Source organism: Clostridium lacusfryxellense, from assembly GCF_018861735.1.
GTDB lineage: Bacteria > Bacillota > Clostridia > Clostridiales > Clostridiaceae > Clostridium_AD > Clostridium_AD lacusfryxellense.
The window spans coordinates 1-22,011 of sequence record NZ_JAHLEB010000010.1; the positions used below are offsets into that span (position 1 = coordinate 1).

At 28.9% G+C, this 22,011-nt stretch carries 19 protein-coding genes; 2 read left to right on the top strand and 17 right to left on the bottom strand.

From position 1 onward, the window contains the following. The first annotated feature begins 543 nt into the window (after positions 1-543). Positions 544-1,671: an acyltransferase family protein gene (locus KPL55_RS07765; RefSeq protein ID WP_216306146.1), complete on the top strand. Its 1,128-nt coding sequence runs from the start codon at positions 544-546 to the stop codon at positions 1,669-1,671. Between the two features lie 120 nt (positions 1,672-1,791). After that, positions 1,792-3,129, top strand: a complete 1,338-nt coding sequence (locus KPL55_RS07770) for a right-handed parallel beta-helix repeat-containing protein (protein WP_216306147.1) — start codon at positions 1,792-1,794, stop codon at positions 3,127-3,129. Positions 3,130-3,212: 83 nt separating this feature from the next. On the opposite strand, the gene KPL55_RS07775 is transcribed toward KPL55_RS07770, so the two are convergent. From KPL55_RS07775 to KPL55_RS07855, 17 genes are all read right to left on the bottom strand, one after another. Next, on the bottom strand, positions 3,213-4,424 hold the full coding sequence (locus KPL55_RS07775; RefSeq protein WP_216306148.1) for a hypothetical protein: 1,212 nt from the start codon (positions 4,422-4,424) through the stop codon (positions 3,213-3,215). Positions 4,425-4,428: 4 nt separating this feature from the next. Continuing rightward, on the bottom strand, positions 4,429-5,766 hold the full coding sequence (locus KPL55_RS07780) for a glycosyltransferase (protein WP_216306149.1): 1,338 nt from the start codon (positions 5,764-5,766) through the stop codon (positions 4,429-4,431). 94 nt (positions 5,767-5,860) lie between these two features. Further along, positions 5,861-7,012 carry a beta 1-4 rhamnosyltransferase Cps2T gene (gene cps2T, locus KPL55_RS07785; RefSeq protein ID WP_216306150.1) on the bottom strand — a complete coding sequence of 384 codons (1,152 nt, stop codon included), beginning with the start codon at positions 7,010-7,012 and terminating at the stop codon, positions 5,861-5,863. Positions 7,013-7,063: 51 nt separating this feature from the next. Next, the gene (locus KPL55_RS07790; RefSeq protein ID WP_216306151.1) at positions 7,064-7,693 is read right to left on the bottom strand and encodes a CpsD/CapB family tyrosine-protein kinase; all 630 of its coding nucleotides are present in this window, start codon (positions 7,691-7,693) and stop codon (positions 7,064-7,066) included. A 27-nt stretch (positions 7,694-7,720) separates the two neighbouring features. Next, the gene (locus KPL55_RS07795) at positions 7,721-8,389 is read right to left on the bottom strand and encodes a YveK family protein (protein WP_216306152.1); all 669 of its coding nucleotides are present in this window, start codon (positions 8,387-8,389) and stop codon (positions 7,721-7,723) included. Positions 8,390-8,429: 40 nt separating this feature from the next. Further along, positions 8,430-9,470 carry a glycosyltransferase family 2 protein gene (locus tag KPL55_RS07800; protein ID WP_216306153.1) on the bottom strand — a complete coding sequence of 347 codons (1,041 nt, stop codon included), beginning with the start codon at positions 9,468-9,470 and terminating at the stop codon, positions 8,430-8,432. A gap of 11 nt (positions 9,471-9,481) precedes the next feature. After that, positions 9,482-10,555 carry a glycosyltransferase family 2 protein gene (locus KPL55_RS07805; protein ID WP_216306154.1) on the bottom strand — a complete coding sequence of 358 codons (1,074 nt, stop codon included), beginning with the start codon at positions 10,553-10,555 and terminating at the stop codon, positions 9,482-9,484. Next, positions 10,552-11,508, bottom strand: a complete 957-nt coding sequence (locus KPL55_RS07810; RefSeq protein ID WP_216306155.1) for a glycosyltransferase — start codon at positions 11,506-11,508, stop codon at positions 10,552-10,554. The genes KPL55_RS07805 and KPL55_RS07810 overlap by 4 nt, the downstream gene beginning before the upstream one ends. Positions 11,509-11,544: 36 nt before the next feature. Further along, entirely contained in the window at positions 11,545-13,056 is a 1,512-nt protein-coding gene (locus KPL55_RS07815; RefSeq protein WP_216306156.1) for an oligosaccharide flippase family protein, read from the bottom strand. 54 nt (positions 13,057-13,110) lie between these two features. Then, positions 13,111-15,195 carry a glycosyltransferase gene (locus KPL55_RS07820; protein WP_216306157.1) on the bottom strand — a complete coding sequence of 695 codons (2,085 nt, stop codon included), beginning with the start codon at positions 15,193-15,195 and terminating at the stop codon, positions 13,111-13,113. A 26-nt stretch (positions 15,196-15,221) separates the two neighbouring features. Then, a complete protein-coding gene (gene rfbA / locus KPL55_RS07825; RefSeq protein WP_216306158.1) occupies positions 15,222-16,136 on the bottom strand; it encodes a glucose-1-phosphate thymidylyltransferase RfbA in 915 nt (304 codons plus the stop codon). 45 nt (positions 16,137-16,181) lie between these two features. Beyond that, a complete protein-coding gene (locus KPL55_RS07830) occupies positions 16,182-16,862 on the bottom strand; it encodes a sugar transferase (RefSeq protein WP_216306159.1) in 681 nt (226 codons plus the stop codon). Beyond that, on the bottom strand, positions 16,831-17,976 hold the full coding sequence (locus KPL55_RS07835; protein WP_312887253.1) for an acyltransferase family protein: 1,146 nt from the start codon (positions 17,974-17,976) through the stop codon (positions 16,831-16,833). Before KPL55_RS07835 ends, KPL55_RS07830 begins: the two co-directional genes overlap by 32 nt. Beyond that, entirely contained in the window at positions 17,969-18,901 is a 933-nt protein-coding gene (gene galU / locus KPL55_RS07840) for a UTP--glucose-1-phosphate uridylyltransferase GalU (protein WP_216306161.1), read from the bottom strand. Before galU ends, KPL55_RS07835 begins: the two co-directional genes overlap by 8 nt. 654 nt (positions 18,902-19,555) lie before the next feature. After that, positions 19,556-20,758 carry an acyltransferase family protein gene (locus tag KPL55_RS07845; protein WP_216306162.1) on the bottom strand — a complete coding sequence of 401 codons (1,203 nt, stop codon included), beginning with the start codon at positions 20,756-20,758 and terminating at the stop codon, positions 19,556-19,558. A gap of 255 nt (positions 20,759-21,013) precedes the next feature. Further along, positions 21,014-21,523, bottom strand: coding sequence for a VanZ family protein (locus KPL55_RS07850; RefSeq protein WP_216306163.1), 510 nt, complete (start codon positions 21,521-21,523; stop codon positions 21,014-21,016). Between the two features lie 106 nt (positions 21,524-21,629). Continuing rightward, a complete protein-coding gene (locus tag KPL55_RS07855) occupies positions 21,630-22,010 on the bottom strand; it encodes a DUF1523 domain-containing protein (protein WP_312887250.1) in 381 nt (126 codons plus the stop codon). Position 22,011: the final 1 nt, after the last annotated feature.

Here is a 22,011-nt window from a genome sequence, read left to right on the forward strand (position 1 = left end):
TTAAATATAAAAGTAAAAAGCATGAGATACCCAAAAATATGGGTATCTCATGCTTTTTCTGTTCAAACCTAAAAACTTTACTGAAAAAAGAGTGCTTTTTTCAGTGGCCTCTATAAATTAGGGTGCTTTTTTTTATAGATGTAAATTTTATAATGTAATATAATTCGAATTTCGAAAATATACTAAAAAACTGGATTTAGATAAAGGATAAAGTCTACAAATTTTGTAGACTTTATCCTTTATTTTTTAATTTATGTAAATTACTATTTTATTAAAGTAATTAAGTGAATAGTTGTTGTAATTCTTTTTCGTATATACTATATCATTTGACAATATAACTTATGTATTTTATACTTACAATGTCAAATTAGGATAAATTATAAGGAAATTAAAATATTTATGTCAAATAGTCGAATTTTATATTATGATTTCATACCAATACTAGCGTGTTTTCGGGTTATAGTTAATCATACAATTGATTTATTAATTAATTTTTAAAATGGCTGTACCATTATCAATGTAAATCGACAAAAGGAGAATACAATGGAGAAAATTGATTATCTTGATTCATGCAAAGGAATAGCGATACTAGGGGTGTTTCTTGTCCATAGTACAATGCTTTTTTCTTTATTTAATATTAGAACACTGCCCTTTTCTATTGAACAATTACTATATACTGGTCGTTTGGGAGTTGCTATTTTCTTTATAATCAGTGGTTACACAATCTTTAGAAGTCTTATGAATAAGACTGTTAGAAAAAATTTCTTCGTAAAATATGCAACAAGAAAATTTTTCAGATTAGCACCACCTTTTTATTGTGTATTATTAGTTGCATATATTTTAAATCTTACAGTAATGCAAAAGGAACTAAACATAACTTATAGTAATATGCTTATGCACTTTACTTTCCTATATGGATTAGACAAAATTAATGTCAATAATATTTTAAAAGTAGAATGGTTTCCTTTTAACACTTTAGTTTTTTCATTTTTAGTTCTAATCCCATATAAGTTAAAAAAATATTTAACAGCTAAAAATTCATTTATATTGTTTGTTATTACTTTACTCATTTCCATAGTATTTAGTTTAAGGATACATTTTCTATATGTTAGCGAAGCTATTGATGCGACGACATATTCATGGCTATATTTTTCACCAATTAATTGGCTATTCACTTTTTCATCTGGAATATTTATGTTTTATTTTTTTCAAGATATAAATATTTCTAAAATAAAATTAATAAGAAAGCATTCTAAACTATCAGTGATTTGTATTATAATTTCTATTATAATAATCTCATACTTAAATTTACCTTATGAAAATATTTTAATTAGTTTACTATTCATACTTTTAATTTTTTCACTTCATTCCGTTTGGTTTGTTGATAAAAAATTTAGTTCTTTCTTTAAATTATTTGATAATAAGCTCTTTAATTATCTTGGTAAAATTAGTTATTCCTTTTATTTAGTCCACTATCTTGTATTAATATATGTAAAAAAGTATATTAATACTGATATATTTACTACTTCACTGTCTCTTAATTATTTATTATTAGTTCTAATATCATTTAACTTAAGTTTGGTAGTATCATATATTTTATATTCCTTCGTAGAACGTAAACCAACAATATTATTAGAGAATTATGTTTATATGAAATTGAATGTACGCTAAGTACATTCAATTTTTATTTCAGAATATTTTCAGTAATGAATTACCATTGAAGCCTAGTGCATACTATAGTATAATTTAGGTTATAGCAAATTTAATAATAAGGATATAAAGGGTGAATATATGAGTTTTCTAAAAAATAAAATAACAATAATTATGATGATATCAATATTAATTATAATATCGATTTTTACGTTTTCAATTATTAACAAACCAAAAAAACCAGCGGTTCAAGACATTAAGAAAAGTGATGTTCAAAAATACTCATTAGACATAACTGGAAAAACAGACACTTCGGCGGGATTTCAAAAAATGGTAGATTCCTATCCTAGTGGAAGTACAATAGAATTACCAGAGGGTATTTATACTTTTAACAATACTATTAAATTAAAAGATGGAATAAAATTAATTGGCGAAGCCGATGTTGTAATTAAAGGAACTGGCAAAAACACTTTATTTAATCTAGGTAATAATAACAGCTTTCAAGGAATAGAATTTCAAAGTTGTGGTACAGCTTTAAGTATTACACATAAAAAAGGACTTAAGGTATCAAACTGCAGATTCACAAATAAAATTGATTTTGCAGCAATTAATTATTCTGGGGCAACCGATAGCTTAATTACAAATTCATTTTTCTACGATATTCGCAAATATGGAGTACTAATAGATAATGATAGTTCTAACATTACAATTGATAACAATAAGTTTGATAACGCTAAAGTTTTTGGTGGTTATGAAAAAGAACAAATAAGCGGTCATGTTTACAGTTTAAATGGTTCAAAAATTAAAGTAACAAATAATATTTTAAAAAACAGCGGTGGGCAAGGTGTAATATTTGCTTATAATTCAACCACTGGAAAAGGTACCACTGATTCCCTTGCAAGCAATAATCAATGCGAAGGAAATGGTCAAGAAGGTGCTACAATCTATGGAGGAAGCAAGAAGGTCACAAGTTCTAATTCTCTTATAGGCAACACTTGTAAAAACAACAGATTTAATCAAATAGAGATATGGGAATCTAATAATAATATTGTTAAAGACAACGTGGTAGAAGAATCAGTGGCTGGCGTTGGTAATTTAGGAGCAATATGTCTGTTTCATACAACAGGAACGACTGTTACAGGAAACAAAGTATTATCAGCGCAGAATAATGGCATTGAAATAACTGCCGGAAGCTACAAATGTATAATAACAGATAACACTATACAAAATACAAATGGCAAAAATGATACTAATTCTGTTCAAAAAGGTAATGGAATATTACTTGACTCAAATGGTAAATCACAACCTCAATATATAACAATTAAAAATAATAAGATTAGCTCAAGTGGTGAATCTATAGCTAAGAGTGGTATTTATTCGACATCTAATACCAATCAAAACAACAAGATAGATAGTAATTCAATAACAGGTTTCAAGATTGGACTTCATGAATATGCTAGAATGACAATCGCAAAATAAAAAAATCTTTTAGCCGACAGGCTTGCAATACGTGCATCATCTTTAATTTAATATTCACAAACACAAAAAAAAGAGATAATTTATTAAATTATCTCTTTTCTTATGTCTAAATTATCTTCTAACTCAATTTGTTCAGGTGTCCATTGACTTAGTATTAATCCATACACAATCCAATTTACTGGATTGGTAAAGTAACCTCCATAAATCTGATATAAAAAACTAAATAACAGAAGATTTGCCAATAACATATTTTTTTTAAAGATAACATTAATTGTTAAAAATACAATTAATATAAGCAAATATACTATTCCAAACACTCCACCTTCTGCAATTAAGTATGGAAATGAGGCTGCTACTACAGCTGTCATTCCAGTTGATTTGAAGATCTTCCTTGTTCTATCTGTATTCAGGTTACCAAGCCCTACTCCGACCCCGTTAGTCTTAGTTATAGCAGTACTCGTAAATTTTTGAGTAACATTTACCCTATAACTATTGGAAGAATCTTTTCCATTTAACGTATCAACTGTTCTCATATACATCGATGACTTAGTAACAATAAAAAATATTATTGTCAAAGTGAATATTATTGTTAATCCATATCCAACTAAAATGTTTTTAAAATTCACATTCATTATTAGAATTACAAATGATACGAATCCTATAGTTCCAAACAACATTACTGAAGATCCGTAAGCTCCAGATAATGCCAATAAAAATATGGTATCTATCATATATATTATATACTTAACTCTTACTTTCCTAACTTTTTCTTTAATAATTAAATACATTAATATAATTATTATAAAAGATAAGTGAAATCCTAATTCACTAGGCTCTATATAAAATAAATTTAGTCTTACAAGGCTATATTTATTTATAGTATCATGCAGCCTCCATAAATACTCATTGCTCTTAAATAAAAAGGCAATAGGTGTAAGAATTAAGTATATTCTACATACATAATCAACAAACTTCTTAATTTTAAAATCATGTATTTTGCCACATGCAAGAACCATTAATGAAATGCATATAGTAATTTTAGAAATATTAACCAACAGTTTTTGCATCTCCAGATTTTCTATAATGATTCCTTGAAGGATTCCATAACATACTATAGGCAACGCGCATAGTATTAAGAGCGAAATATCTCTTTTTCTTTTAAAGATAATAAAAATTATCCCTAGCATTCCTAGAGCATAAAAAAGATCCAAATTGCCAGTTAAAGTTTTACTGACAAATGGTAAATTGGCAAACATCTGATGAAAGCAATATAGCAATGCCATTAATATTTCCATTAAATCACCTCCTGTACAACTCCATTACATCCTGAGTGTGCTTTTCCATTGTATAAATACTTGGCAGCTCAATTATATTTTGATTAATATATGATAATCTTTCTCTGTCCTTTATTATAGACTGCAAATTATTATATAATTCATCTTCACTTGCTTTGATTATGATACCAGTTACGCCAGGATTTATCATATCCTTAAACCCTACTAGATCTGTTATAATTACGGGTACTCCATAAGAAAATGCCTCTAGAGCTATATATCCAAATGTCTCATACCAAATGCTCGGCACTATCAATACATCCGTATTCTTAAATATGTTCTCTAATTGGGTATAATCATAAGTTCCCTTAATCTCTACTTTCTTCATAAAATGATTTGTATCTATGTTTACGTTTTTTCCATAAACATCTAAATTCCAATTATTAATATCATTTTTTAATAATTTTTTAAGTACATCTAATAGAAAGTATAAACCTTTATATTTTTCTATGGATCCGATATATGTTATTTTTAAAGGCTTTTCAGCATTATAATTCTTTTTTATTCTACTATCCTTTATATTTGAATGAGTAATATTAAGTACTCTGCTATTTTCTTTTTTTATGTATTTCTCATATGCATACTTAGAAACCGAGCTGTTATAATGAATAAAATCTATATTATTTAAGATGTCTATGTAGTATTTTCTTAAGGTCACATAACCCAGCGCAGATTGATTAGAGTTTTTGTTTATACTAGCATTAATTTTATTATCGTCTTTTTCTTCTATTTGCTTCTGATCTGGTTTAGTTAGGTCTTTATTTTTCTTTATAATTAAACTCTGTTTATATGCTCTTAATTTTTTTAGAATGGGACTGTTTTTTAAAATCCTATAAGTCTTTGATTGCATTAAAGTAACTAGTGAATTACTGTAACCATTTGCGTTACATGTTATGCAGTTTTTCCCATTGTTATAATCGGTACATATTTCCCCTTGCAAATCAATAAGATTAACTTTGGGGCATATTCCGAAATAATCATGAGATGTAAATATGGTTTTTATATTTAACTTCTGCGCAGCTGTAATCAGCTCTTTATTTAGTCCCATCAATGTATGAACATGTATAACCTCTACATCTAATCCCTTTAAAAAATCAATGTAGATATTTATATCTACATTTTTTAAGTAGTCTCGAGGACTTGGTATTCCACTTAATAGTGGAATAGAGATTGGATTTAATAACTCATATACTGTGATCTTCTTAAAAGTTGTATCTTTATCAATGTGTTGCTTTTTATTAAGTGAATAATGCCCTGGATATAACAATGACACTTCATCACCATTTTCAACTTGGTTTGACATAAGATCTACAGAGTATTTAGTTAATCCTCCTGTTCGAAATGGCGGTAACCCTAGAGAATAATGTAATATCTTAATAAGGTAACACCTCCTTTATCTATAAGAAAAGTTCTTCATAATCATCTACTATCTTGTCCCAAGAATAAAACTTTTTAATAATATTTGTAGATGTTTGGGATATCTTTTCAGTCTCAGCTTTTTTCAAATGTTCAGCATCGTCTATTGTAGATGATAAATCACCATCTTCTTTATTAAAATATAGTGCCCCATTTTTTCCAACTTCCTTATTAAAACTAACATCCAAGAGTAAATTAATATCTGTACTTGACATCGCTTCAAGTAGTGAAGGATTTGTTCCTCCTACTGAATGTCCATGAATATATGCAAATGCTTCTTCTCTTATTTTTTTAAGAAGTTCACTATTATATACAGTTCCCACAAACTTTATTCTCTTATCACTTGTAAAGTTAGTCTCCTTTAGCAACTTCTCATAAAACTTGTTTTTCTTTACGTTTGTAATTATAACTAGATCTTTATCAACATCAGACTTCATAAATTCTCTTATCATAGTCTCAAAATTATTCTCAGGTACAAACCTTCCAACTATTAAGTAGAATTCTTTTTTCTTAATTGAAAATTTATCAAGCCAATTAGTTATTGCCTTGTCTTTTCCATCTAACTTAGATTTGGCAAGTTCAGCCCCATAAGCTATAAATGTAGTCTTAGGATTATAATTCATATACTCTGTTTGTATGTACTCCTCTATACCTCTTGAATCACATACTTGTAAATCTGAATTTTTAACCATCAACTTCTCTGAATATTTCCAGTAAGCCCTTATTGGCATAATCCATTTGCTTCTTTTCCATTCATGTCCATCAGGATTTATGTAAAGACTTATTCCTAGATCTTTTAACTTTTTCTTATAAAATGCTAAGAATGGTCCTATGCGACAGGCAAGAACAAGAATTGTAGTATCACGTAATTTGTTTTCTTCAATGTATTTTATAGATTTACTTAGCGCTTGTAAATCATACAACACTGCTTTAGCTGGTCCTATATTTTTTACATTAACATTAAAACATCTTGCTTTATTAAAATAAAATTCTTCGTCATCTTCAGCCATACAAGATACATGGTACATAATATCCTTACTTTTTTTATAAAGTGTTAACTTCTCTACAAAAGTTTCAAAACCACCATATTTAGCTGGTATTCCTTTAGAACCTATTATGAATATATTTGTCATCTGTTTACACCCCTATTTTGTTTTTGTAATATTTCCATCTCTAATTCCTTATTATTTAGTTTGATTTATAAAAACACCTATAATATTGGCATTAGCTTTATTTAAAATTTCTTTAGCTTTTATTGCTGTTTTTCTTTCTGTATCGCCATGCTTTACCACAAGTACACAACCATCAACGTCTTTTGACAAAGCCTGTGCATCCACGCCCGATGTAAGTGGTGAAGTATCCATAATTATATAATCAAAATCTTTTTTTAACGCTGATAAAAATTTTTTAAAATTTTCTGAAACAAGAAGCTGCGCATAATTTAATGACGTTGGGCCAGAAGTCACTATAGATAAACACTTTTGCTTAGTAGTTCTAACTGCAACTTCAAACTTAATATCTCCTGAGAGAAAATTAACAAGTCCTTTATCATTCGATAAGTTAAACATATTGTGGATCTGCGAATTCCTTTGATCACAATCTACAAGTACAGTTTTTTTACCACTTTGCGCTAAGACCAAAGAAAGATATGCTGCTGTAGTAGACCTACCTTCACCTTTTTCTGCACTAGATATCATAATAACTTTACTTTCCTCATCAGGACATAGGAACTGTATATTTGCCTTTAATTTATAAAATGCTTTAGTGTTAATTGTATCTAAATTAAGGTTTTCTATGTGGTTTGTTTTCTCCATTAAATACCACTCCTCTCTAAAATGTCGTTATATTTTTTTTCCTTTTCTTTTAGGCAAGGTTCCGATAACATCAAGCTCCAAGTATTTCTCTACATCATCTTTAGTTCTAATTTTCTCATCGAAAAATCCTCTAAAGGTTACAATAAATACTGAAAGAAATAGTCCTAGTAAAAATGCCAATACTACATTTCTAATTTTAAATGTACTATTTTGAATGCCATTTTGGACTGAATCCTCCATAATATTCACTGCTTCTGTAGGATATATTCTTACAACTTCATTTGTAAAAGCCACGTTAACAGCGCTTGCTATCTCCATGGACTTTTTTTGTGTGTCTCCCGTAGCTGTGATTATAATTATAGGAGCACCATCTGATACCGTAATTTCATAACTATTTTTCACTTCTAAAGCAGATAAAGCTCCTTTTGAAGCAGCACTAATGTTCTTTGCAATAGTACTGGAATTTGCAATAGTCTCATATGTACCAATTGTAACTGTTGATTTGGCTATATCTTCCTTTTTACCTATTACAAGGCTTGTTATGGTTTGGTAACTCGCTTTCGAGCTTTTCATTGTATAATAACTAACTGATATTGCTGTAAATGTTAGTAACAATGTAATCAGTAGTATTATCCATTTACCTCTTTTTATTACATTTATAAACTCTCTGTAGTCTACAGTATTTTCCTTGTTCATATTAATACCTCCGTGGTAATTTATAATCCGATTTAGTGCTTTATAATCCGTTATGATCTTTTATATTATTATGTATTAATTTAATTCTTATTAGAAATAATATTAATACAATTTTTTTTGATTTCATTAACTTACTAATTAATTTATTAAATTTCCCATTTACATTAGAAACTATTAAGTTTTTTTCTACTTCCTCATTTGTTATTATGTCTAGTACTTTTTCACACTTACTTTTATAACTTAAACCATTTTTAGGATAAGCTACCCCATAAAAATATTCGATTATACGATAAGTAAAATGGGTTGATTGATATTCCATGGCATCGTCGTTATATTTACCCCACTTGATAAGCTTGCTTACAATCATGTCGTTTTCTTCTGATACAACATTTAAATAATTTTCTGAATACTTTAACCATACTGGGTTTGAATTTTCAATTATGTAGCTGTAAAAAGCTTTGCCTATTACTATACATTTATCTATATGCTCATAATAATTAGCATTAAATATTGTATCTTCTCCACGTTTATACTTTTCAAATTTCAAATTATATTTCTTAATGATTTCTGATTTATAGATCTTGTTCCACAACGTATCTCCAATTTCTTCTTCTCTCAAAAGAATGTAATTATCTAAAATATCATTTTTAGTTCTGAAGAAGTGTCCTTTCGGCTGTACTTTGGCTATTCTTATAGTTTTTCCATTCTTATCTACAGTTACATTTGTTTGCCCTGCGATAACTAGGTCAACTTCATTACTTTCAATGCACTGGTACATTTCCGCAAGCAGATCGTCTTCATACCAATCGTCGCAATCGAAAAATATAATGTATTTACCTTTGGATTCATCTATTCCTCTATTTCTTGCAGCCCAGGTTCCCTCGTTTTTTTTACTAATCACTTTTATTCTTAAATCCTTTTTTGCATAATCATTACACATATTAAAACTATTATCAGTAGATCCATCATCAATTATTATTAATTCAAAGTCTTTAAACTTTTGATTTATTATCATCTCTAAACACTTATTAATATATTTTTCTCCATTGTATATTGGGACTATAATACTTATCTGAGGCATAATAACACTCCTTAATTGGCTTTTTGATTTCTAAGCTTATATAATATTGGGAATATAAGACCATAACTTCCTGTCTTTATAAGTAACGCATTGACTTTATCCTTAAGGGTTAGCTTCTTATTGCCTATTAGTTCAGATATCTTTATACCTTTTACCTGTTTTGATACTATCTTTCTAAACTCAGTATAATTGCTTCTTTGACCAGTCTGACAATATTTTAGGAAGTATTTATTATGGATTGCCCATAGTGTTTTTATTAAGTACACCCTATAATAGTCTTTTAACTTTTCATCAAGCAGGGGATTCTTTTCTAGATAGTCTCTCATTATATAACAGCCCTCTAACATATCCTCCATTGATTTTATCGAAAATGTTTTTGTTAAAGATGTTTCTCTTTGCCTGTAATAATATAAAGGTTCACCCATTGAGTAAATTTTATTTGAACCTGCAAGTAATAGGAACCCAACAGGAGTATCTTCACAAACTTTAAAATTAGGAAACATAATCTTCTTTTCGGTGAAGATCTCCCTTTTGTGAATCTTATTCCACACATAGGCCTTGATATCATTTAATAAAAACATCTTAAGAGCTTCAATTTTATCTATATGTCCCTCTTTATCAATTCCTTCGATTTCGTATTTATCTGATATACATCTATCTATTATCTCTTTATCTGATATATCTTCATTTAAGTTTTCTTTATCCGTTATATCGTTATATAATATGTAATCACCGATAACAACATCAGCATTCTCCCTTTTAGCCACTAAATACATTTTTTCAAACATATTTAGTTCAACAAAATCATCCGAATCAACAAATGCTATGTATTCTCCTGTTGCTGCTCTGAGCCCGGCATTTCGTGTTTCACTAATACCTCTATTTTCTTGATTTATAATGATTAGCTCTGGGAACTCTTTTTTATATTCTGCAAGTATTTCATAACAACCATCTGTAGACCCATCATTTATTATGATAATTTCTTTGCTTTTAATAGTTTGCTTAATGACACTCTCAAGGCAAGTAGCTAAATATTCTGCCACATTGTAAACAGGTATTATAATACTTACATCTACTGTATTCAACGAGACATCACCTTCTTGAGTTTGTGCACAGTAATATCTTTTAATAAAATTCTTAAATATTTTGATAACATATAACTTTTAAGAATTAAAGAAACTCTGTAAAGTTCATTTTTTTTCTTATAAAGTTTTGATTTGCTAAGTCCTTCTAAGGCTTTGCTATATTTTTTTTCTTCATTTTCATCTATTTTAATATTCTTTAAATCTTCTACTGTTTCTTTTTCAACTCCATATTTCACTCGGTCTTTATACATCTTAACAACGTGTTTAGAATATAAAAGTTGTTGCAGTGAATTACTTTGCGAAATTCCACTCCTTCTAATTCTATATCTCACTAAGAACTCATTAGAATTCGCAAGCTTAAATCCATTAGTTATCAGTCTTAATAAAAAGTCATAATCCTCTGCACAAGTAATTTCTCTGTAGCCGTTATTCTTATCCGAACATTTTTTTCTAAAAAACCATGTTGGATGATTAACAAAATCTACATTTACGAGGCAGCTTTTTATTAGTTTCATGTCGGCAGGTATTATTGCATCTCTGTATAATTCCACACCATCTTCGTCCATATTAATACACCTAGCGCCCAGGAAATCAACATCTGGATGGTTATTAAGGTAATTTATCTGTTTTTCAAACCTGTCTGTCATTGATATATCATCTGCGTCCATTCTTGCTATAAACTCACCTTTTGCATAACCTAATGCTTTATTTAAGCTTTTAACTAATCCCATGTTTTTTTCATTTACAAAATAACGTATTCTACTGTCTTTTTTGTTATAAAATTTGATTATGTCATTCAATTTCTTATTATCTGGATTATCTAAAATAATGATAAATTCTAGTTTTTTATAACTTTGGTTAAGGATTGATTCTATCGCCTGCATTAACCATTTTTCTTTTTCGTTATATACACTCATAATTACAGACACTAACATCTGTCCACCACTATTCATGGGAAACACCTCGCTTTTAATTCTTTACCTTTTAACTTATGCTCTATTACTTACTTTTCTAATTACAGACACAAATACATTTTTCTCATAATTATTAAATCCTAGCATCCAGAACACAATAAAGAATATTATTGAAAATAAGATACCAAATATCAATATTGAAATATATGATGTTGGACTCATGATACTTATAACTAAAAATCCTAAACCAAATGTAATTAAACTTGGAATTACTAATTTTAATATTTGCATCCAAAAGTATTTAATATCTAACTTTATAAAATATTTATAGTATATATTGTTTGCTACAGCATTTATAATCATTCCGATTGCTGTACCAATTGCACAGCCAAGCCCTTGATATTTTTGTACTAATACTATTGATATAAGTACATTGACGACTGCGATAGTTAGGTATATGTACGCCTTGACTCTATGTTTATTCATCGCTTCAAGCATTGTAGCAAAGAGTGATTGAATAATCGAGAAAATCTGAGGAAACATTAGTATTATAGCAATTACATAACAATACGAATATGAATCCCCAACCCACCTTGTAATAAACTGTTTCCCTACTAATATAAAACCTACAAAAATGTAGCAACATATATAATATTGGATCCGTCCTACTTTTGTTAGTACTTCCATTAGCTCTGTTTTGTTTTCCTCGGTAGTAACCATTTTTGTGAGTTTTGGCAAAAACATACTTGATAAAACATTAGATAGAGATATAAAGTATGTATTAAATTGCGATGAAACTGCGTATATAGCAATAGGAGCCGAGCCTACAAAAACTGCCAGAATAAGTTGATCTGTATTCCAATAAATCTGATATGCAATTGCACCTAAAAACACGAAAAAAGAATACCTAAATATTTCTTTAAACAGTACTTTATCAAATCCAGCAAATTTTATTTTTAAATTTAATATTTTAAAGCAATAAATTACGTTCATTAACCCTAGTAGTAGATTAAATACTGTTGATCCTATAACCATTCCAAAGGCTCTAGATCCAAATAATAATACAGTTATCATTATCGCAGGATTCAAAATCGTTCTAACTAGATTAATGACTTTTATATACACAAATTTTTCATGTGCTGTTATTATTGAATTAAATATACTTAGCGGAAACGATAATGAAATATTAAATATAGCAACCATAAACATTTGCTTAGTTTTAATGATTTCATCAGGACTTAAATTTTTACCCATGATTTTTCCCAAATTGAAATATATTATTGTTCCTATTACTAATGAAATAAGTCCTAAAATCAAATACAGAGTTAAGAACATTCCGTTTACTTTTTTTCGGCCATCTTCATTTTTTTCTACCATATACTTAGAGTTGTATCTAATTACTGCATTCCCAAATCCTAAATCTAGCAAATAGATGTATGCTACTATTGAATTTACTAGTGAAAATAATCCATATTCAGCTTTGCCAAGTTTGGATAACATAAACGGTGTATAGACCAATGAAATTACATTCCCCAGTATTATAGTAATATACGTTATAACTACAGCTTTCCTCATACCATTCTTCAAATCTTAGGCCCACCTCAATTCCATTACTTGTAGTGTTTTTCTTATATTATTTATTTAGTTTCTAATTATTTCTAATATCTTGTCATAATTTTTTAGTGCAAATGCATTATCATATGCTTTAATTTGAACATTTTTAAGTTCTTTTATTAACAATGGAATTTCTTCAATGCTATTCACAAATTTAATGTAATTTAAATTCTTTAACCATGCGTAAGTATCTTTAACTTTATGATTATAGTTTGCGATAACAATACAAGGCGTTGATGTAATTGCACAAAATACCATTCCATGTAACCTATCAGTAATAACTACTTCAACCTTTTTAAATTGGTCCCATTTTTTGTTTAATTCTTTTTCTCTTTGGTTAACATTAATCATATATTCTAAGACTTCATTTTCGCTGCCTTTACATTCTGCTACTGTATCTGTAATAATTACTTTATCAAAGTTACTTTGAACCATATTATTAATCTCATCTTTTTGCTGGAGAGTCAAAACCCCTTCTCTATCTTTTCTAAGGCTTAATAACGCACCTTTTCTTTCATATCTAGGAAAACTTTTATTTAAATACATAACAATGTCTGGAGTTAAAATTACGTTATTGCTCGGAAAAGCCTCTTTCATTACTTTGTAAGAAGTCTCTTCTCTTGCAATCATAGTCAAATTTTTATGCTGATTATAAATCAGTTTAGTTTTCTCAAACTCTTTTTTCCCATTCTCAGTGTCTTTGAAATAAATAGATTGTGGGAACATTATAATCTTATAGTCTTTGAAACCATCAATAATTGTTCTTCTACCTTCTTCTTCCCAGTAGTATTCGTCTCCTAAGTTTCCACCACCATGTAATGCAAATACATCGCCTTTTTTAACATTCATTTTTAAACTTTTTAAATGATTCTTAAGTTCAAAAGTAGTTATTTCTATAATTTTATGATCTTTAAAATTATCTTCTAATATCTTATTTTCTGCATATACAATAGCTTGATCTCCCAAATTACCATGGTGTGGTGTTCCTATAAGGAAAATGTGGTTTTTATCTTTATCTATTTCATATAAATAGTTTGTTTCTTTGTAGCCTTGTTCAAATTCTTTATATGACTCTATTTTATTTATAATCCTGCCTGGGATAACTGGTTTTACTATATGTTTAATTTTTATCTTGTTTTCCTTATGTTTAGGATAAATAGAAGCATACAACTTAGGATGTTTAGCAATAAACGTTAAAGATGCCTTTTGTTTTAATCCCATTTTTTTATTCTCTTTTAAATAAGTTGCGTTTTCTATTAGCTTATTTAAAATTTCTTCAACCTCATTTGTAAATTCATTCTTTTTGTAATCTAATACCAATATGTCATTAAGGCAAAAATGTAATCTATTAAATAATTGCCTCTCGCACATATCTGATAATTCCGGCTCTGTTTTCTTTATATATTCTAAGCACTCCATGTTAGCTTTATAATAATCATATCTTTTACTAGGAGTGTTGCTGCCACAAATACTGTCTTCTCGAAGAAGATAATAATATTTAGGACTTTTAATTTCTGCAATTAAATTACACATCGAAAACAATTTATATGTAGTAAATATATCCTCGTAATACTTTCCCTCTGGATATCTAATAGTCTCAAACAGTTCTTTTTTATAAAGCTTGTCCCATGCAAAATTCTTAATGCCATCATGCTCATCAAGAACTAACTGTGATAATGCCTCTTGTTTTGTGAATACATAAACCTCTTCCGTATCTGAAATTGTTGTTATTCTACCTTCCTCTACAATATACCTACCACAAACAGAAATATCAGCTTTACGTTCTGTTATAGTTTTATATAATGATTCATACATGTCACTTTCAATCCAATCATCCGAATCAATAAATCCTATATATTCACCACAAGCAATATCAAGTCCCGCATTTCTAGCAGAACTTAATCCACCATTTTTTTTATGTATTGTTTTAACTCTACTATCTATTAATGAATATTCGTCGCAGATATTACCACAATTATCTGGAGATCCATCATCAACTAAGATGACCTCCAGATTTTTATATGTTTGGTTTAATATACTGTCGACGCATTTTTTTATGTAAGTTTCTACTTTATATATTGGTACTATTATTGAAATTAAGGGGTTTTGCATTCAATTCCACTCCTCTATTTAGCTTATTACTTTGTAGCTGCTACTTCTTTTATTGCTTCTTTATTTGTTTTTTTATATTCCATTGCAATATCCATTAGATAATCCCCATATCCACCTTTTAATAGTGGCTCTGCTAGTGTTTTAAGCTCATCCATGGTTATCCAACCTTTTCTATAAGAAATCTCCTCAAGACAAGCTATATATGTACCTTGAGTACTTTGCACCGCTTCTACAAAATTTGAAGCCTTGAGCATTGAAGAATGAGTTCCCGTATCAAGCCATGCAAGTCCTCGTCCTAGTAAATTAACCTTAAGTTTTCCTTCCTTCATGTAAATCTCATTTAAATCGGTGATCTCAAGTTCTCCTCTTTTAGAAGGTTTAAGATTTTTAGCTTTTTCCACAACGGTGTTATCATAAAAATATAGTCCTGGTATAGCATACTGAGACTTTGGCTCTTCTGGTTTTTCTTCTAATGAAAGTACTTTACCTTCTTTATCAAACTCCACTACTCCAAAAGACTTTGGATCTTTAACTTGATATCCAAAAATCTCAGCTCCACTCTTTAGCCCTGCAGCTTTCATAAGACTTTGTGAAAAGTTATGACCCCAGAATAAATTATCCCCGAGTATCATTGCTACGCTATCATCCTTAATAAATTCTTCTCCTATTACGAAAGCCTCTGCTAATCCATTTGGATTTTCTTGAACCGCATATTCTATTTTTAAGCCTAGTTCACTACCATCCTCAAATAACTCCTTAAAGCCTGGTAAATCTCTCGGTGTTGAAATTATTAATATTTCTCTTATCCCAGCAAGCATTAAAACTGACATGGGATAATAGATCATTGGCTTGTCATATATGGGCACCATTTGTTTTGATAATGCTCTTGTAACAGGGTAAAGTCTTGTACCTGATCCCCCAGCTAATATAATACCTTTCATATTTATATTTCCTCCCTTGAATAATTCTTTAAGATTAATGATTATCTACATTGCATCCTTATCGCCGAAAAGCACTCCTACTGTTTTGAAAATAAGACTTATATCTATCAATGTATTTCTTTCTTTGATATATTCCACATCCATTTTCATCCATTCTTTAAAAGTGACATCACTGCGCCCATTTACCTGCCAATAACAAGTTAAACCTGGTTTTGCAACTAATCTTATCTTTTGAAATGGTGTAAACTGTGCAACTTCTTTAGGAAGGCTTGGCCTTGGTCCAACAAGAGACATTTCTCCCTTTAACACATTAAGAAGTTGTGGTAACTCATCTATACTTGTCTTTCTTATGAATTTTCCTATTTTAGTTACTCTTGGGTCTTCTTTTATTTTAAACATAGGTCCTGACATCTCATTTTCATCTTCAAGTTTGCTTAGAAGACGTTCTGCATTTGTACACATAGACCTAAATTTGTACATCATAAATTTAGTACCGTCCTGCCCAACTCTACTTTGAGCGAAAAATACAGGACCCTTTGAATCAAGTTTTATCCAGATAGCAACAATAATCAGCACTGGGCTTATTAATATTAATCCGCTTAAAGCACCTATAACATCAATTATCCTCTTGAGGATAAAATACCCTATGTTTTTCTTATTTTTACTAGCAACCTTCGATACATTATCTTCCGGTCTAACTATTGACTCTCTTTGTGGTTGTTGCATTTATACCCCCCCTAAATTTAAACTGCAATTTTTTTAATATGAAATTGATAAGTGTTGACGCTCCTAGACTTAAAGCTGATAACCAAACTAAAATCAATATAGACAACTTCGGCAAAAATATCACTCTTTGAAAGTAATAAAAACAGAAGAAGGTGTGAGTTAACCATATATTTGTGGAATGTTTCCCTAAAACTAAAAAAACATTTTTACTCTTAAAACGTTGAATAAGATTTGTACAAACTAATATGAAGGTCGGTACTAATATAAAGTCTATATATGTAGCGTTACCCTTCCCAATAATTTTACATATGGATGAAAACTCAATTCTAACTACTATGATGGCTATAATTGTCAAAGCGTAAATACTATTTTTATCTAGTCTCTTGCTAGTTAATTTTTCATTTATATAATTAAATAAATTGAATTTAGCTATTATAAATCCAGTACAAAATGTCATTTGCCAAAATAAAATTTCCATTACATCCTTGTAGAAAAAATTAGTTTTTAAAAATGACATTTGAGGTGTTTTAATTACTATTACCTCTACAACAATAGATAAAAAATAAACACCTAGCGATGTAGCTACTGAAGAAATAACACTGCCTTTCAAAATTGACTTTATAAATGGGAAAAGCAATAATAATTCTATGTACAGTCTTACAAACCACCATTCCATATTATAAGATGAACTTAATGTAAAAAAGTTTGCCATAAATTCCACTATACTAAGATGATAACCTGTATTGCCTCTAAACCATATAAGGCCTATTGGTACAAAAATAATGAAAACTACCCAATAATTGATCAAAAATTTCATCATTTTTTTAATTGAATCTTTAATTGTAAATTTATCTTTTCTAAGTGAACTTATACATAATCCATATCCACTTAAAAATAGATACATAGCTACACATATATTTCCGAAATCACCTAAGAAAAACTCCAAGCTCCAATTTTGATATAACCCAAAATTCCCAAATGAAATCATAGAAATATATGATACATTTTGTATTCTTTCTGGAAAAGCAAACAGGTGACGAATCATCATTAAGACAATTGCAACACCTTTGGCTAATTGAGTATGAGATTTAGTAAATTCAAGGTTATTAGTCACCAAACATCACTTTACTAGAGGTTTCTTCTTTTACTACTTCATACAGATTTTTAAATTTATCATTCTCTTTTAAAGTCTGAAGATACTCCATGAATGGAACCTTTAGCTCATCTCTTTTTAAAGCAAACTCTACTGTTGCCTCAAGAAATCCTAATTTATCACCTACATCGTATCTACGTCCTTCAAATATGTATGCGTGCATTTCTTGCTGGTCTATTAATGTCTTTAGCGCATCAGTTAACTGAATCTCACCGCCTTTACCAGGCTCCGTATTATCTAATATATCAAATATCTCAGGTGTTATGATATATCTACCAAGTATAGCTACATTTGATGGTGCTAAATCTACACGTGGTTTTTCAACTAGGTTATTTACCTTGTATACCCTATCACTAATTTGAACTCCATCAACTATGCCATATTTATCTACGTTTTCCTTAGACACTTCTTGAACTCCTAGAATCGATGTTCCTTTTTCTTCAAAACAATCCATAAGTTGCTTTAAACATGGAGTATCGGCATCAACTATATCATCACCGAGCATTACAGCAAAAGGCTCATTACCTACAAATGCTCTAGCGCAATTAATTGCATGTCCAAGACCTTTGGGTTCCTTTTGTCTTATAAAATGTATATTAACCATGTTTGATATATCTCTTACCTGCTTAAGTAGATCATCCTTATTTTTGTTTTCAAGTTCAAGTTCGAGCTCTACTGACTTATCAAAGTGATCTTCAATAGATTTTTTATTTCTTCCAGTTATAATTAATATCTCTTCTATACCCGATTCTATTGCTTCTTCGATAATATATTGCATTGTAGGTTTATCAACTATAGGTAACATTTCCTTAGGTAATGCCTTTGTTGCAGGCAAAAATCTTGTCCCTAGTCCTGCTGCTGGTATTATAGCTTTCTTTACTTTCATATAAATCGTCTCCTTCTTTAAGTAATGCCTTTTTTTTGTAATGCTTTTTTTCTATGTAATATCTTAATTTTTTATCTAATGTGGCCCTTTTATGATAGCCGATAAATATACTCAATAATTCTTCACAAATTACTGTTTTTATTATATAACCGAGTAAACCTTATATCAAACTACTAATTTGGCAACTAAGTATGTTAATTGCCATATGCTCCAATATACACTAAAGGATTGGTTATCTTACCTTTAAAGGCTCCTAACAGGTCGTTTTGTTCATCTAATATACATTATATTTTTTATTGTTTAATTAAATTAAACTTCACATAATAATTACATGATACTGGAAAGTAATTGTAAACTACTCTTAACAATAATATGAAATCGAATTCATTTTATTTTTTTATTTCTAGCGCATACTATAATCATTGGTTCTAGGTACTTAATGTCATCTTTATATTAATACGTAAAATAAAGCAGAAGTTTAATAACTTCTGCTTTTCATGATTTTGTTAAGTTTTGTTTACTTACTGTTTTTAAAATTAAAATTTATTTGTTGTAAGTTCGTTCATAAGTAATATCATCATAAATATCGTTTCTTTATATAATAATGGTAAAAAAACAGTTTAACCATATTGCAAATTCTCCTGTTTACTAGGCCTATGCACCATTAAACAAGAACTTACCAACCTTAGTTTTTTTAATTAATACCCACTCTATCAAATACGTAAATATTATCGAAGCACTTAAAACCGCTAAAAATCCAACATATGGAGGAAGATAACTATAGTATTTTACATATATATAACCAACCACTACAATTACCGGTTGATGAAATATATAAACTCCATATGATGATTTCGCCATATAGTCGATAACTTTATTTTCTTTGTTTAAAAACCTTTGAAGTAAATTAATCACAAGTAATAATGAATAATATCTACACACAAGATTTATAAAAAAACTAGGATACTTAAAATTATCAGCCAACAATACTAATGCGGACATTGAAACTGCTATCATAATGACAAAATAGAAGACTCTTTTTTTATCTATATTTATTATAAGTTGTTCCATAAAATTCTTATTTACGTAACATACGTACCCTATTAGGAAAAATGGCAAGTACATCGTCATATCAATTATAGCTATAAGTGGGTGAGTCATCGGATATATTTTATATATCCCTAATCCGCATATGCTTGTACCAATGGTCAATATTAAGATAATCACATCTAAAAAATACGGATTGTAATTACCTAACTTTTTAATTTTATTAGTAATTATCTTTTTATAATCGATAATCAGTAATACTCCTGAGAAAATTAATATGTAGTAAAGATACCAAGCATGGGAAAAATTGAAATTTGATGACCATGGCAACAATTGCTTTAACCACCCATCAAAAGAATGCCTCCCTTTTAACAAATAACTTCCAAAATAACTCTGCAACGTGTTTAGTATAATCATCGTAGATGCCAAGGGTATCCCTATTCGCATTAATCTATTATGTAAAAATTTCTTTGTTCCTTTTCTGCTTAAAACTGAGATACTAAAATAACCTGAAATAAATAGAAAAAGTGGCATTCTAAATAAATTTATATAAGATGTATATACTCCAAGTCCATATATCTTATTTTGTTCACTTGCAGTTATTACCCATGTTGAACAAAAAATCATAGCCACATGATATATTATTCCAGCAAAACTAGCAACGGCCCTCCCACTATCTATGTATCTAACTCTCTTTGGTCCAGTTTTCTTCTGAACCTGTGTATTTCCTTGATCTTTGTCATCGCACCGAACCTCGATATTATCTTGAACCTCGATATCGCCTTGGGTACTTTTTTCCCTTAACTCCATTTTGTTCACCTCTCATATTTTGATTTTAATCTTCCAATTACATTCCATAATATAGCTTTTATTCCCTCCTAAAATAATTAATTCCAATAATAGTTGTCATTATAACATATTTCTCTTCATTTCGACATTTTACTAATTTTTCTAATCGTTTACAATTCACTTTCAACATAGATTTATAATATAATCTATTAAGCAAAAAAAAGAATAAATCGCTCCAAAGTATGGAATAATTCACTCAATTTATAAAATATTATATTAGTTAGCTCTGCATTTTTTATTCTTAATAAAGTATCTAGTGAAACACTTATAATACACTAGATAAAAAAATCCCAAACCTATTAAAGCCCCTGTAAAATCTATTAACACGTCACTTACTGATGATCCTCTACCTGCAATAAACTTTTGATGATATTCATCAGTTACTGCGTAGAATAAGCATATAAACATTATATAAGTTAATGCATTCCTGCCTTTAAGTGCAAATAAAAACAGAAGATTCGAAACAAGCACTGCTAATATAAAATACTCAAAAGCATGTGCATTTTTTCTAATAAATATATTTATTTTTTCATCTCTTTGATTTATCGGTAACAAGCTAGGATTTGTTTTGTTTGAATTAGTTTTACCCTGCAAAATATTTTTATCATTTCTTATAGATTGAACAATCTTATAGCTTCCAGTATTCGATAATGTGCCTGGTCTCGAAGAATTATAGAATATCAAAACCATCCATACTAAACATAATACAATACTTAATTTTCTCAATATATCACCACCAATTTTCTAATAAATTATATTGTATCATATCTTACTTTTAATGTCATACTTTTGAACTAATAAACTTCCTTCTATTCTGTTTCAGATTTACCTCCTATTTTACACCTTTAACCTTTACAATGTTTTGGTAAGAAGATAATATAGGTATATTAAATCCATATGCAGTAATTTCATATTTTCTATTTAGTGTTAATGCCCAATACGTATCTTCAGAATGAAATTTAAATTCAAATAAATTATTAGTATTTTTAAATACCTTTATATTGCCATCTTCCATTTGTGCATAAATTAAATACGTATTTTTATTATTAGTTCTTACTATTCGTTTATTTCCAATCGTTACTACATAAGTATTTCTAATTAAATGAGGAAAGAACATACTTACACCTAATGCTACAATAATAATTATTATTACTTTTCCAATTTTGAAATTCATAAAAGGTTTTCTTTTAAATCTATAGGAAATATTTCTCACC